Below are 14,511 nucleotides of genomic sequence, written 5' to 3'. Positions count from 1 at the left end.
CAACGCTCTCCTCACACGCTCCATTTTTTCCAGAATAACGCCGGAATCGCGCGGATGATAGTTTTCAAACGTCCGAAGAAAAATTCACGCGGATGAGAAACGCACTTCCGGAGATATTTCGGGCTGATATAAAATTTGCGGTATGCCGCGCGGGCAAGTTTTCTGATTTGTTCGTTGCTCAGTTGAGACATATCGGGCTGGCCGTCTTTATTAAGCCAGCCGTTAGCCGTCATCTCGGCGTGGAGCGGCGTGCCGGGAAACGGGATTATGATTTGAAACTGCGCGGTCGCCGGATTCATTTCGTACGCCCAGCGAATCGTATTCTTAACGCTCTCGACGGTCTCGCCGGGAAAACCGATGGCAAAATCGCCGTGGATGCCCAGCCCCGCGTTCTTGGCGTCGGCCGTAAAGCGCGTCATTCTCTCGACGGTAATGCCCTTTTTGATGCGTTTAAGGACTTCGGGGTCGGCGGATTCGTAGCCGACGTGAAGGTTCAGGCAGCCGCTTTTTTTCATCAGTTTCAAAACTTCGGCGCTCATATCGGCGCGGGCGTAGCACGACCACGGAAGTTTTATGCCGGCGGTGATTTTGGCCTCGCAGAACTCGGCGGCGCGGGCTTCCGTAAAAGTATCGTCCTGTATCATAACCGACTTGATTTCCGGCATTTCATTTTCTATGGCGCGGAACTCATCGATGACGTTGGCAATGCTCCTGAGATTGTAAGTGCAACCCTTTATGTAGGTATGAACCCACAGGCAAAAAGTGCACTGTCCCCAACGACAGCCGCGGCCCGTGAAAATATCCATGAAAGGATACGGCTCCGACGACGTCTTGTAGCGGTAGATGTCGACGTGTTTTTTGAAAAACCTCGAGACGAACGGCACGGCGTCGAGTTCCTCGCCGGTCATATAAGGTCCGGCGGGATTATGCGTTACCGCTCCGCCGCGGCGCCACACAAGGTTTTTTATGGATGCGCAATCTTTGCCCTCGGCGACTTCTCCGACGGCGCGCTCGAACTCGCCGGTTATTAATTTGTCGATTTTACGGGCGGCTGAAAGCGTGGCATCCGGATTTATGGATGCGTAAGGCCCTACGATAACACAATCGCAACTGAGTTTTTTCAGCAGCGGCTCGGCGAACTCAAGGTCGCTCGCCTGGCTCATGCGGCCGGTATAAAGCACGAGCAAATCCGGACGATAATCAGCCGCTATTTTCTCGGTTGCCGCCCGATCCAGATAATGCGCGGGAGCGTCCACAAATTTAACGTCGAAGCCCTTGCCTTCCAGATACGCGCCGCAGTATCCCAGAAGAAGCGGATACCACTGCGTGGCCGACAGCGACACAAAATCGCAGCGGGCGTTGCGCATATATTCGTCGACGTAGGGCGGGGATAAAAGCAATATTCGTTTACTCATCGACCGTTATCCTTTTTTGACGGCTCTTATGCTTAAAAGCGGGGCCAGGCCGCGGGGCATACGCAAACGCCCAAGCGAGGAATCAAGCGCGGGCAGCGAGCCGTACCAATGGAATTGCATCTTTACGTCGAATCCGGCGGCAGCAAGCAGACCGGCTATTTCGCGGGACGGCACGCCGTCGCTGCGGAATTCCGACAGGTCATAATCGTCGTACGACACATCGATGCCGGCCAGTTTCTTTTTTGTGCCGGAATTTTTGAACATTCTGTAAACATAAATGGGCAGCGCGAAATTTTTGCGGAAAGCGGAATCCAAATCGTGGTCCGAATAGAAAATACCGCCGGGTTTAAGCGTCCTTGCGACTTCGCTTGCAAGACCCGCGAAATCGTACATATGATGAAGCACGGCGAAACACACCGCCGCGTCGAAAGTTCCGTCGGCAAACGGCAAATTATCAACGTCGGCGCAAACGCCCATTTCAAAAGCGTCCGGATTGGCGGCCAGAATTTTGCACGAAAGATCGACGCCTACCCTCTCGTCGAAAATGCCCTCCGCGCAGCGCGACACGAAACCGCTGCCCGCGCCGATATCAAGAAGCGTCCCGCCGGGCGCGGCTTTTCTTAAATCGCGAAGATTACCGGCAAGCCACGCGGCCAGCGCCGGAGTCCGTCTGCCATCGATACGCTCGTAATCGCCGGCTATATCGTCGTAGAGTTTTTGATTCGCGCGCTTGACGGTATTTTTATCCGCCGAGGATTTTATACTCATATTTTACCGGTCGGCGCACCCAAGGAATCGGCGCGCGAAATTTTTTTGTAAGCGCTGGTCTGGCGGAAAAAAGGATAACACAGCACGGCGGCCACGAGTATGATATTCGTTATAAAAAACATCTTTATGCGGCCGGCGGCCGCCGCGAGCGCCGAACCGCGGACATCATCGGTTCCGGACAGCGCTTTGGCGTTTATAATCGCGGCGGACACGACCGCCGGCGCAAGCGCCGCCAGAACAAAAAGATATTCGCCGGACAGCACGCGCGCGACAGTCATCGCCGCGAAGGCCGCCAGCACAAACGGCGCGATTATCATGTGAAGCGCCTTGGCGGCGTAGACCATAAGCCATCGCGCCGGCATCAGGGGAATGCTGCGAGCGAATCTGAATATCTCGCGCAAATCGGCGTTTCCTTTTCTGGCTTTATGACGAAGCAGTTCCCCGATGTTTTTTGCGGCGCGGAGTTCGTAGGCCCTGGCCGATTGCAAATAAACCGTCTTATGCCCGCTTAAATTAGCCAGGAAAGGCAGGTATACGTCGTCGGCTATGACATCGTCCGGGAATTTGCCGATGACGCTCTTGCGGAATCCGTAGCAGGCGGCGACCACCGTGGAAGACAGACCGATTCCGCTCTCTAAAAATCTTATGGCGTTCTGAAGCCGCCAGAAATCGGCGTCCTCGACGGAACAGTCGAGAGGAACCACGAGAGCGCCGGCCACGGCCGTTTCGCCGTCGCAGAGGGCGGATACTATGCCGCGCAGCGTGTTTTTTTCCAGAACGCCGTCGACGTCGGTATTTACCACGACATCGCCGCCGATTTTGTCCAGGACTTTGTTTATCTGCGGAATTTTTCCGCGGACTCCGGTCTGAACGAACCGCACGAAAGACATCGACAAGGCCGCTTCCGTCACGATTTTGTCCGTGCCGTCGTCGGAGAGTCCGTCCGCGACGATGACTTCAAGCTTATCGGCGGGGTAGTCCGTCTCGGCCACGTTCGCGAGCTTTCGGGCAATGAAATCCTTTTCGTTGTGGACGGGTATCACAACCGTGAGTATGGGGAGTTCGGCGTCGCTGTATTCGCGGCCGGGAGCGCAGAGCCGTCGGCGGGACATCAATCCGATAAGCAGAAAATATCCCGCGTACGCCCACCATAAAATAAAAAGAGCCGCAAAGTAGGAAGCGCCCGAAAAAAAACTCATTTTCTTTTTCGGCGCAGAAGAAACTGTATCTCGTCGAACCTCTTATTTACCGTGTGCACAATGAACCCCGCTATAAAAAAAAGCAGGGAAAGTATAAAGAAGGCGCTGGATAGTATCGCCGACGGAACACGATAAACATATTTAAGGTCTATGTATTCTTTGACGACCGGCACGCCCCATATAAGGGAGAGCACAAGAAGCGCTCCGGAAATCGCCGGGAAAAACAGCATCGGCCTGTAATCGCGCATTATGCTGCCTATTGTGAGCATTATTTTGTAGCCGTCCCTGAACGGCCTGAGTTTGGACGGAGATTCTTTGTGCCGCGGTTTGTATTTTGTGGGGATTTCCCGTATGCGGAAACCTTTTTCCAGAGATTGGAGCGTAAGCTCGGTCTCAATTTCAAATCCGCGCGAAAACAGGACAATGCTTTCCACCAGTTCGCCGGAAAGAACCCTGAAACCCGAAAGCACGTCGGACAATTTGCTGCCGAAAAAAAAGTTAATCAACGTGATGATAACTCTGTTCCCGAAGTTGTTGAGCGGTTTCAATGACTTCTTGTCGGCGTCCTTGAGACGCACACCCACGGACATATCGGCTTCTAACGCTCGGACGGGGTCTATAAGTTTTTTGACCTCTTCGGCGGGATAAGTGTCGTCGCCGTCGACCATGACGTATATATCCGCCTCGACGCTTCTGAACGCTTTCTTCACGGCGTCGCCCTTTCCCCTTCTGCGCTCTACCATAACGGTCGCGCCTTCGGCCGCGGCCAGGAGCGCCGTGCCGTCGGACGAATCGTTGTCGACAACGATTATGCGCGCTTCCGGCAGTTCATTTTTGAAATCCCTGATGACTTTGGCAATCGTTTTTTCTTCGTTGTAGCAGGGGATTATTACCGCTATGCCGCCCATAAAAACGCACCTCTGTGAATTATTTTATCTTTATACGAGCCGCTTGAAAAAATCCTCTTGGCCGTCATTGCGAGGAACGAAGTGACGAAGTAGGGACAGGTCGCGACCTGTCCCTACCAAAACGGCGGGGGCTCGCAATGACAAAATTACGGGGTTTTTCAATGTTCTCTTTAAACAAGCCGCTTAAGTTCTTTTTTAATTTTTTCCGGATCGTCGAGGGCCAGGATTTCGGTCACTTTTCTGGACATATCCGCGTAATTGACGCTCCTGATAGTTTTCTTGATTTTTCCTATGGCCGACGCCGGAACGCTGAACTCGTCGAAGCCCATACCTACCAGAAGACCCGTGTAATTGTGGTCGGATGCCATTTCTCCGCACATGCCGACCCATATTCCGGCCTTATGGGACGCCTCGACGATATTTTTGAGCATCCTGAGTATCGCCGGATGCGAAGGGTCGTACAAAAAAGCCACATTTTCGTCGGTGCGGTCCACCGCCATCATATATTGGATGAGGTCGTTTGTCCCTACGGAAACAAAGTCCGCCTCGCGGGCGATAAAGTCGCAAGTCATCGCCGCCGACGGGACTTCCACCATGGCGCCGGTTTCTATGTTTCTGTCATAAGGCAGACCCTCTTTGTCGAGTTCGTCCTTGATTTCTTCCACGATTTTTTTGGCTTCCAGAAACTCTCTGATGTCGGAAATCATCGGAAATAATATTTTGATTTTGCCGAACGCCGACGCCCTCAGAATGGCGCGCAGCTGCGGACGGAATATGTGCGGGAACTTCAAACAAAGCCGTATGGCGCGAAGTCCCAGAAAAGTAGGACATTCCTTGCCCGTGCGCAGCATTGGATCGGGGACTTTGTCGCCGCCTATATCAAGAGTTCTTACTATCACTCCGTAAGGCAGCATTTTCTCGGCGATTTTCGAGTAGTTATCGAATAGTTCTTCTTCCACAGGAAGATCACTTCTGCCTATATAAAGGTACTCGGTGCGGAAAAGTCCTATGCCCTCGGCTCCGGCGTTTAATATGAAGGGCAGTTCCTGCAAATTATCGAAATTGGCCGAGAGTTCTATGCGTTTGCCGTCGAGGGTCTGGGCGGGTAAATCCCTTATTTTTTCAAACTCGCGCTCCGCGGTGACAAATCTTGCGCGCGCGGCGCGGTAATTCGCTATCAATTCCTCGTCCGGATTTATTATTACTCTTCCGGAAACGCCGTCGATGACGACTATGTCGCCGTCGTTTACGAACGCCAGTATCCCGATTACACCCACAACGGCCGGTATCTCAAGCGTCTGGGCAAGTATGGATATGTGGGATGTTTTGCCGCCGCCTTCGGTGACAAAACCCAGCGCCCGCTTCTCCTGCATGGTTACCGTGTCGTTCGGGCTGATATTTTTCGCTATTACGATGGAGTCGTCGCCGATTTCCGAAAGTGGCCGCTTGGCCCGGCCCATCAGGTGAGACATTATTTTGTTGGCGAGATCCTCGATGTCGTTTTTTCTGTCCTTGAAATACGGATCGGGTATCATGTCGAACGACTTTATTACTTTGTCGAGCACGATGTAAAGGGCATATTCCGCGTTTATACCTTCGCTTATTCTGGCCGGCACATCGCGGACAATCAACGGATCGGCGAGTATCTGCTGATATGCCTCGGCCAGACGGGCATAATCCTTGCCCAATGTCTTGGTTATGCCGATTTTAAGCTCCGACATCTCTTTTTTAGTTTCGGTCAGAGCATCCCTGTAACGCTGGATTTCCTTCTTAGTATCGCCTTTGTCTATTTCCCTGCGAACGGGGCAGAAATCTCCGTCGTCGGATATGACGAACGCCCTGCCCACCACTATTCCCGCAGACGCGGGTATGCCGATAAATATTTTTTGTCTTTTATCCGTTTCCATAATTTTCGCTCCGGCGCCGAAGGCGCCGCATCTTCATTTCACCGGCTCTTCAAGCCGCTCCCTGACCACTTTTTTAAGATGTTCCACGGCCTGCCGCTCGTCCTCTCCGTCGGCAACTATTCTCATATTCGAGCCGTTGCCCAGAGCCAGGGTAAGTAAACCCATAATGCTTTTGGCGTCGGCCATCTGATCGCCGTTAAAGACGGTGATTTTCGACTTAAACCTGGCCGCCTCTCTGACAAAAATGCTCGCGGGCCTCATATGGAGTCCGTAAGGAAGATTCAGCCGCATGGATGCCTCGGTCATACTATCCCCCCTCCGAACAATACGAAGAAGAGTGTCGATAATACCGCCACGGCGTAAAAAATCATCAACCCCGATATTTTTTTGACGAATACGTGCGTAAGAAGGGTGGCAATCACGATGGCCGCGAACGCGTGTTCCACCGGCCACGAATCCGGCAAATAATTTACGTAGTAAAAAAACACCGCCGCGGAAGCCGCGGCAACGCCGAGCAACTGCGCGTACCATATGAGCTTCCCGGGATTGGCGGATTTAAGAACATAGAAAAAATCCAGCCCGACGGCCGCGCCGCGTTCAAGGAAAATATATCTGACCGGAATGCTGACTATGTTGTAGGCAACCAGAAAAAGCGCGGCCGACAACGCCGGAGACGCTCCCGCGAAAGCGGCCAGTATCGCCGCTATCCCCGCGACCGGACGGAGCGTCGACCAGAACATCTGTGTTCCCAGAGCGGCCATAGGCCCGCCGTAAGACACCTTTACTTTGGAAACGAGTTCGTGGTTTTTATTCTCCCAGTGAATCAGTATGCCCGCGAATATCCCGGAAAAATACGGATGAGTGTTGAAAAATTCGAGATGCCTCACGCACGCTTTTTTGAACTCGGCGGGATCACGGTAGAGTTTTTTCAGGAATGGCATTACCGACCACAAAAATCCTATGTTCTGCATTCGCTGCGAGTTCCACGCGGCCTGCGCGAGCAGTAATCTGGAGAATACCTGAAAAAGCACTCGTCTCATTTTTTGACTACCCTGAACACCGAATCATAAAAATTGTAAAAAAACACGCCGAGCCCTACGGCCGGAAGCATCAGATAAGAAAAGCCCAAACCTTCCGAAACCGCCCGTGGCAAAACCATAGACAACGAACAGAAAAGCGGCGACAGCATCAGCGACGCGAAAAACAGCGCGGCGTTTCTAAAAAAATGTTCGGCGGCTGAGCGAAGAACCACCCTGGCCGGAGCCGAGAAGTCGCCGTTTTCAAGCTGTGTCTGAAGCCGCGCGTTGAAACGCGACATGCGCGCGCGCTGTCTTAAATCGAGTTTTCTGAAAATCATGCTGACCGGAAGCGCCAATCCCATCGACAGCACCACCGCGACGCCCTCCGGCGCGCCGCAGCGAACAAGCGCCGAACTCCAGAAAACGGAAAGAAGCGAAGCGACGGCCACGTCGGGAACGAGAGTCGTTCCTATGGGAATCGTATTGATCCAGATAAGCTCAAGAATCACGCCGACTCTAAGACCCATAACAGGGTCGCCCACCAGAAATCCCGCCACGGGCCCGCAAACTATGGGCCTTGAAAAACCGAACTGTCCGAAGACAACCGCGTCCATGGCAAGAAAAGCTCCGACGAGGGCAAACACTATCTCGTTCATCGCGGCGGCTCCGAGGCCGTCGGCACGAACGCGAATTTACCGTCAAATGACATAGATTCGCCGTGTTTCAGTCCGTGCGAGCGTCTTATGAAAAGCGCGCAGCCGCCCTGCAGCGTGCGCTCGAAACCATCCTCGGAAAGAGAAACGGTTTCAACCGGGAAAAGCCAGATGTCCGTTCCCGCGCTGATGCCGGCGGTAAATGTAAGTCCCGTAACTTTATCGGGGATACTCAGAGAATCGACTGCCGTAATTTCTTTGGCCGGAAAATCGGCAAAAAACGCCAGATTGAATTCCGAGGCGAACGTAATATCCGCGGGCTCGGCGGATAGATTGGTAATTTTATAATGCGCCGTAAATTCGGCGGACGTTCCCGATGGTTTCAGCGTTTTTTCCACGAGCACTTTACGAATGCCGGCGGACGTGCGCACCGAGCCGGTCCTTTTGAAGGTTATGCGGCCGTCGGCAATTTCGGCCGTGTAGGGTTCCAGCGTAAAATCGCCGCTATCGGTGAAGCGGCAGCGTCTGAAATCCTCGAACGAGACGCGCGGCGACAGGAAATGGTCCATAAGCGACGCTCTGTCGTACCAATCGTAATTGAGATAGCGTTCGAGATTTTTTTCCTTCATTTTGACGACGCCGTGTATGCTCGATGCTCCGTCGCCGTCGTGAGACGCGCCCTCCGCCGCCACGGCATCTTTGATTCTTTCGTGGTAGGACTCATAGCGACGGGTCAGGACATTGAGCATATTCGCCGCCGGATTGAAAACGTCCCACTCATAAAGCGTTCCGCCTCGGGCGGGGCTGAAATACAGATTTTGCGACGGCGACTCCGCTGCTATTTCGTCGCGGCCGTCCTTGTCGATGTCGGCGGCGCCGATACGCATTCCGCCGGACGCGATGGCTTTCTCGGCGAGCACAAGTTCCTCGTAAACGGCTTTGCGCAGATGCGGCAGATAAAGCCCGCCGAATACGCCGTGCCAGTAAGCGCAGTTGCACTGCGCCGCGTAAAGATGATCCGCGGCATTAGAGAGCGCCGCCTTCCGAACTGCGGCCGATTTTTTAGCCGCGACGGCGGCTCCGCGCGCGCGGACGCGGGTATCCGTCAACGCGGAAGCGGCGGCGATACGCTCGCTAACGCGAAGCATTTTCTTGTGCATATTGTTCGACTCAGGATATTTGGTCAGGAAATTGCGCCAAAATCCGCCGCGCAAAAACTTGCGGGCGGCGGCAAGCCGCGAATCCGAGCCGGCGGCGCGGATAATATTTTCAAGCTCAAGCTGCGCGGCGGGAGGAAGCGTCCATTCCGACATTTCAAAATACGACGCCGACGGAAGATAGACACGGCCCGTCGGGCGATGAGAGTCCATAAAACCCGAATAAGTGTCGGTGCCCAGCCATGACGAGTTTTTTTCTATCGCCGACAAAAACCTGAAAAGCCATCCGGATTCCAAGTCGCCGCCTTTCCCGTAGACGTGATCGTGGGTTTTGGGCCACATGCCGAACTTCTCGCCGTCGTCGCCCATACTCAATGCCGAATCAAAAGGCCGCGCCGCGGAAAAAAGGTACATCGACTTGCTTACGTTTTCAAAAGGCACATAATACCGGAGTTTTTGCGATATCGGAAATATGTTCAGTTTGAATCCCTCGTCTTCGGTTACATAATAACCGCGCAGCGAGTCCTCCTGCATTCCGGCGGACGTAAAATGATAATCATCCGTAAGGGTATATTCTATTCCTTCGGAAGCAAGAAATTTGGGCAGGGCGGGCTCCCAGATTCTTTCCGTAAGCCAAATGCCTCTGGGCGACTGGCCGAAATTATTTTTTATGAATCCGCCGAGTTTTTTAAGCTGCGCCGCCTTATCCCGGTCGGGAATGACCGCAAGGATGGGCTCGTAATAACCGCCGGAAAGAATTTCCAGACGTCCGTCGTCGCACATTTTTTTTGCCGCGGCGATATACTCCGGATGCTTATCGCGCATAAAATCCCAAAGTATCCCGCTTAAATGCAGCGACCATTTCATTTTGGGAAACTTCTTCATCATCTCCATGAAAGGTCCGTATGAAAGGCGGTATCCGGCTTCGAACACTTCGGAAAAATTTCCCACGGGCTGATGATTGTGTATGCCCAGGAGAAACGTTGTGCGTGACATATTTTTTTACCTCCGCCTTGCCGCGAATACTTCGGGGTCTATGGCCGGGAAGATGGCGTCGGCGTCGAAGGACGCCGAAAGCGTGCGGGCGTCCTCATCGTTAATTTTGTCTTTTTCCAGCAGGGAGGCGAGCGCCGAAAAACGGTTATAGTGCGACAGAAATCGCTTTTCGCCGTACTCTCTGGCCTGCCTTGTAGTCACTAAAAATTCCCAGTCGGACGACTCAAGCAAAAGTTTTTCTCTGGCCGCCTGGGCAAGAGCCCTGACGTAAATGCCGCCGGAGGAACGCTGCCGCCGCGCATCCAGCAATCCCTCCATTCTGAGTTCGCACTCGTGTATCATGCGCCACATCCACTCAGTTTCGCGGTTCAGCCACACATAATGTCCTCCGCCGTCGCCCCATGATGTCTCGGGGATATCAACCTCGGGATAGGATTTGACTCCGGACAGATAGGACGATACGGACGACATACCGACCTCGGTCGAAGCCATTTCTCCGGCAACCGCATCGAGCCAGTCAATGCCTTCGTGCCACCAGTGTCCGTAAAGCTCGGAATCGTAAGGAGCCACAACGCCCATATCGGAAGAATCCGCGGAATGCTTGCGGAAAATATCGCAGATAACTTTTTTGAAATGCGCCGCGTGAACTTTTGAGCGGCGGGTTGCGGCCTCCGGATTATAAATTTCTTTGGCGCCCATGTCGGTTTTTTTCGATGTAATCCGCCAATATTGCAGCCCGCTTATTGAATCCTTCTTATGAAACTCCCTGTAATCCCCGTCGCCCGGATAGCCCATATCGCTCGACCATACCAGTCGCCCGGCTTCGCGATTTCTTACCAGCACTTTTACGCCAGCGCGCGTCTTGTATGCCCTAAGAGACGTGGAGCCGTTGGAGGGCTTCACTACTTGTCCGGTCTTGTCGGCATATACGGATGTAACGCCGCCCTCGACCGCGTGCGTGTCGACAAAAAAGTATTCCACGCCCTCTTCCTTCAAAAATTCATCCAACGCTTTCCCTGAGTTACCGTCGTCCCGCGACGCAATTGCCGCCGGACGATAGGCGCACTCGGGCAGCCAGAAACCCGAAGGCCGCTCGCCGAATCTGCGCGTGTGGCTGTCGATGCCCGTTTTTATCTGGGCGCGCACCGAAGAATCGCGCGACAAAAGCGGAAGGTAAGCGTGCGTGGCGGCGGATGTTATAAGCTCGACGACGCCGGATTTTCTTAAAGAAGCAATTTCTCCGATTATATCTCCGTCGATTTTTTTGAAACTTTCCAAACGTTCCGCGAAAGTTCTCTCGTAAAGCCGCGCTAAATCCTCGAGATGATTCTGACGGGAACGCGAAAATCTCGCGGCATCCTCGCGGGCGCGGCGGATTCTGTCATCGGCGTATTCTATGAATCGCGCCTTAAAATAGTCGTCGTCCAGTTGTTCGGCAAGCACGGGGGTAATGCCCAAAGTGAAAGCCGCGCCTTTATACTGCGTCCGCATTTTCAAGAAAAATTGAAGCAGCGGCATATATGTCTCAAGTATGCCCTCAAGCAGCCACTCCTCGCCGAAAGGCCATACCCCTGCCTTTCTGACGTAAGGTATGTGACTGTGAAGAACCAGACAGAAATGATTTTTCATTATCTTTTTTCTTTTTTGTCCGCCGCGGACGATATTCCCGCGACAGCGTCGAAAAGTCGCACGCGGTCGTGCATAGGCAGAACACGGGTCTCGAGTTCCACCCCCGATTCTTCAAAACGCCGCGCCGCGGCCATATCTTCGTCGTCCAGCGACAGCGTGGGCGTATAAAACTTTTTACCTGCGCGGGCGTGAAGGCCCCCGACGTTAAGAGATTGTATCTTGACGCCGGCCGCCACAAGTTTCATGGCTTCCGACAGAGACGGCATTACCAAAAGAATGGCTTTGGAAGAATCTATCAGCGCGGGCAGTTTTTCTATGGCTTCCCTCACGGAAAAGCACTCTATCTTCGTGCCGTAGGGCACGGCCATCGAATACATGGTCTTTTGAATATCGTCGACGGCGACCTCGTCGGAGACCAGCACGACCATATCGGCGGCAACGGCCTTAAGCCATCCCTCTATGATCTGGGCGTGTATCAATCTGTCGTCTATACGGGCAAGCGCGATAGTCATGATTATTTGATGAAAATGTCGCAAACGTCGGCTATGCTTTTGATGCCGTCGGCGATTACACGATTTTTAAGTTCGTTCAACGGCATAGAACCGCGATTTTTGAGCGCGGATAGCAGCATATAGAGGTTCACTCCGCTCACTATCGCGATTTTGTGACCGGACGCCAGCGGCACGCAAACATTGCACGAAGAGCCGCCCAGCATATCCGTAAGAATCAGCGCCCCGCCGAAATCTTTGGCTTTTTCGTAATCTCTCAGCAGCCGTATAACCTCGCCTTTGACCGATTCGATCGTCGAGGAAGCCGCAATTTCAAGAGTGTCGACGCCGGGCTGTTCGCCGGCCAGAATACCGGCAATTCCGACAAGTTCGACGGCAATTTTTCCGTGACTTATTACAATTACGGGTATCATCGTCGATACCTCCGCTTGCGCGATATTATCCGCATTAGCGCGAGCGCCAGTTTGGCGGGGTCGTGCCTTGCATAATGCGACGCCGACACGAATCGCGCCACTGCCGTCTCGGCGCGGCCGGAATATCCGGTTGCCAAATCGTCTATTACCGGATGCGCGCCGCGCACGCTGTATCTGGCCAGGACTTTGGGATCCAACTTTGAGCGGTCCGTGAGTATGTAATCAAAGTCCACGCCCGCGTGCTCGCGCACGACGTTTACGTGGTCGGCCATGGTATAACCGTCGGTCTCGCCCGGCTGCGTCATTATGTTTGAAACATAAATCTTTTTGGCGCGCGATTTTTTAAGACATGAGACCAGCCCCGGCACCAGAAGATTTGTAACTATCGAGGTGTAAAGCGAGCCGGGGCCCAAAATTACGTAATCGGCGGCCAGGACGGCAGACGCCGCCATAGGGTGCACCCGGACGTTTTTGCCGACGAGATATATATTCTTTATTTTTTCTCCGGCGGCAAGCGCCGATATGCGTCTTTCGCCGCGGATGCATCGACCGTCGAAAAGCTCGGCCTCCAGCCGCACGTCGGAAAGCGTAACGGGCATGACGTCGCCCTTAATAAAAAGAACTTTGCCCGCCTCGGCGACGGCGCGGCCGAAACCTCCGCTCAAATTGGAAAGAGCGGCAAGAAAAATATTGCCGAAAGAATGCCCGCCCAAGCTTCCACCCCCGCGAAAGCGGTACTGCAGAAGCCGCGACATCAGCGATTCTTCCTTCGACAACGCCACGAGGCAGTTGCGTATATCTCCTGGAGGAATTATGCCCAATTCCTTTCTGAGTTGTCCGGAACTGCCCCCCTCGTCAGTTACCGCAACCACCGCCGAAAGTTTGACGGGATATTCCTTAAGCCCCCTCAACAGGGTCGAGAGTCCGGTTCCACCGCCGATAGCGACTATTTTTTTCATTCTTTTGACTAAAGCGTTTCCGCCCCGCGACGAATGCTCGTACGCTTATTCGTGCAGCGGTTTTTTGGAGTCCCTGTGAAAGACCGTCGCCTGACAGCCAAGATGCGATAAAATATCGGCTACCCTGCGGGCCACGGCCACCGAACGATGATGACCGCCCGTACAGCCGATGCCCACCGCAAGGTAGTTTTTCCCCTCGCGCACATAGCGCGGCACAAGAAACGACATCATGCGTTCCAATATCTTCATGAACCGCAGTGAATCTTTGTCGCCGAAAACATATTTGGCGACGGAAGATTCGGCGCCCGTCAGATACTTGAACTTCTTGACATAATTCGGATTTTTCATGAACCGCACGTCGAAAACCAAATCGCACTCGGGCGGGACGCCGAATTTGTAACCGAACGAAATAATTCTGGCGGACAGCCCGCCGCGACGCGCCACTCCCAGATTTTTTTCCAGAATATTCTTGAGTTCCGGCGCGGTCAGATTCGAGGTGTCCACCACTACGTCCGCGCGCTTTTTGACTGCCGCAAGCATTTGGCGCTCGCGATCCACGGCCGTTTTAATGTCGCCGCCCAAAGGATGTCTGCGGCGGGTTACTCTGTATCTTTCAAGAAGAGTGGCCGTATCGGATTCAAGATAAATAACATACGGTTTTACGGCGGACGAGCGGGCGGGGACAAATCCGCTGCGGGCATCGATACCTCTTACATCCATTACTATGGCGGCCTCTTTCGGGGAGCCGGGCTTTTCCAGCCAGGCGGCGAAACTCTCGGCCATCTGGGCGGGAAGATTGTCGACGCAATAAAAACCTATATCTTCGAGTATTTTAAGAGCAAGGGTTTTTCCCGCGCCGGAAAGACCTGTAATTATGTTGAGTTTTTTTATCATGAGATTGTTGAAAAACCTATTTTTAGCCAAATGTAGCGCCCCGATTTATCGGGGCTCCGACGAAAGCGAACTTAAAAGTTCACAC

At 53.4% G+C, this 14,511-nt stretch carries 14 protein-coding genes; all 14 read right to left on the bottom strand.

Annotated features, from left to right (window positions below):
* Positions 1 to 11: 11 nt before the first annotated feature.
* Positions 12 to 1,415 carry a hypothetical protein gene (locus CVU77_03190; protein ID PKN01954.1) on the bottom strand — a complete coding sequence of 468 codons (1,404 nt, stop codon included), beginning with the start codon at positions 1,413 to 1,415 and terminating at the stop codon, positions 12 to 14.
* Between the two features lie 6 nt (positions 1,416 to 1,421).
* Positions 1,422 to 2,183, bottom strand: a complete 762-nt coding sequence (locus CVU77_03185) for a hypothetical protein (protein PKN01953.1) — start codon at positions 2,181 to 2,183, stop codon at positions 1,422 to 1,424.
* The gene (locus tag CVU77_03180; GenBank protein ID PKN01952.1) at positions 2,180 to 3,382 is read right to left on the bottom strand and encodes a hypothetical protein; all 1,203 of its coding nucleotides are present in this window, start codon (positions 3,380 to 3,382) and stop codon (positions 2,180 to 2,182) included. Before CVU77_03180 ends, CVU77_03185 begins: the two co-directional genes overlap by 4 nt.
* Positions 3,379 to 4,290, bottom strand: coding sequence for a glycosyl transferase (locus CVU77_03175; protein PKN01951.1), 912 nt, complete (start codon positions 4,288 to 4,290; stop codon positions 3,379 to 3,381). The genes CVU77_03180 and CVU77_03175 overlap by 4 nt, the downstream gene beginning before the upstream one ends.
* A gap of 170 nt (positions 4,291 to 4,460) precedes the next feature.
* Positions 4,461 to 6,197 (bottom strand): phosphoenolpyruvate--protein phosphotransferase, encoded by a 1,737-nt coding sequence (gene ptsP / locus CVU77_03170; GenBank protein PKN01950.1) that lies wholly within the window; start codon positions 6,195 to 6,197, stop codon positions 4,461 to 4,463.
* A gap of 33 nt (positions 6,198 to 6,230) precedes the next feature.
* Positions 6,231 to 6,728: a hypothetical protein gene (locus tag CVU77_03165; GenBank protein ID PKN02027.1), complete on the bottom strand. Its 498-nt coding sequence runs from the start codon at positions 6,726 to 6,728 to the stop codon at positions 6,231 to 6,233.
* Positions 6,500 to 7,237 (bottom strand): hypothetical protein, encoded by a 738-nt coding sequence (locus CVU77_03160; GenBank protein PKN01949.1) that lies wholly within the window; start codon positions 7,235 to 7,237, stop codon positions 6,500 to 6,502. The genes CVU77_03165 and CVU77_03160 overlap by 229 nt, the downstream gene beginning before the upstream one ends.
* Complete coding sequence (locus CVU77_03155) at positions 7,234 to 7,872, bottom strand: hypothetical protein (GenBank protein PKN01948.1); 639 nt, start codon at positions 7,870 to 7,872, stop codon at positions 7,234 to 7,236. The genes CVU77_03160 and CVU77_03155 overlap by 4 nt, the downstream gene beginning before the upstream one ends.
* Positions 7,869 to 10,022: a hypothetical protein gene (locus CVU77_03150; GenBank protein ID PKN01947.1), complete on the bottom strand. Its 2,154-nt coding sequence runs from the start codon at positions 10,020 to 10,022 to the stop codon at positions 7,869 to 7,871. Before CVU77_03150 ends, CVU77_03155 begins: the two co-directional genes overlap by 4 nt.
* 6 nt (positions 10,023 to 10,028) lie before the next feature.
* On the bottom strand, positions 10,029 to 11,651 hold the full coding sequence (locus CVU77_03145; GenBank protein ID PKN01946.1) for a 1,4-alpha-glucan branching protein: 1,623 nt from the start codon (positions 11,649 to 11,651) through the stop codon (positions 10,029 to 10,031).
* Positions 11,651 to 12,163 (bottom strand): hypothetical protein, encoded by a 513-nt coding sequence (locus CVU77_03140; protein ID PKN01945.1) that lies wholly within the window; start codon positions 12,161 to 12,163, stop codon positions 11,651 to 11,653. The genes CVU77_03145 and CVU77_03140 overlap by 1 nt, the downstream gene beginning before the upstream one ends.
* 2 nt (positions 12,164 to 12,165) lie before the next feature.
* Positions 12,166 to 12,573 (bottom strand): hypothetical protein, encoded by a 408-nt coding sequence (locus tag CVU77_03135; GenBank protein PKN01944.1) that lies wholly within the window; start codon positions 12,571 to 12,573, stop codon positions 12,166 to 12,168.
* Positions 12,570 to 13,532, bottom strand: coding sequence for a hypothetical protein (locus CVU77_03130; GenBank protein ID PKN01943.1), 963 nt, complete (start codon positions 13,530 to 13,532; stop codon positions 12,570 to 12,572). The genes CVU77_03135 and CVU77_03130 overlap by 4 nt, the downstream gene beginning before the upstream one ends.
* Before the next feature lie 45 nt (positions 13,533 to 13,577).
* Positions 13,578 to 14,456: an RNase adapter RapZ gene (locus CVU77_03125; protein ID PKN01942.1), complete on the bottom strand. Its 879-nt coding sequence runs from the start codon at positions 14,454 to 14,456 to the stop codon at positions 13,578 to 13,580.
* Between the last annotated feature and the right edge of the window lie 55 nt (positions 14,457 to 14,511).

The organism is Elusimicrobia bacterium HGW-Elusimicrobia-1 (assembly GCA_002841695.1).
Classification (GTDB): Bacteria; Elusimicrobiota; Endomicrobiia; order PHAN01; family PHAN01; genus PHAN01.
This window is presented reverse-complemented; position numbering and strand designations above follow the sequence as displayed.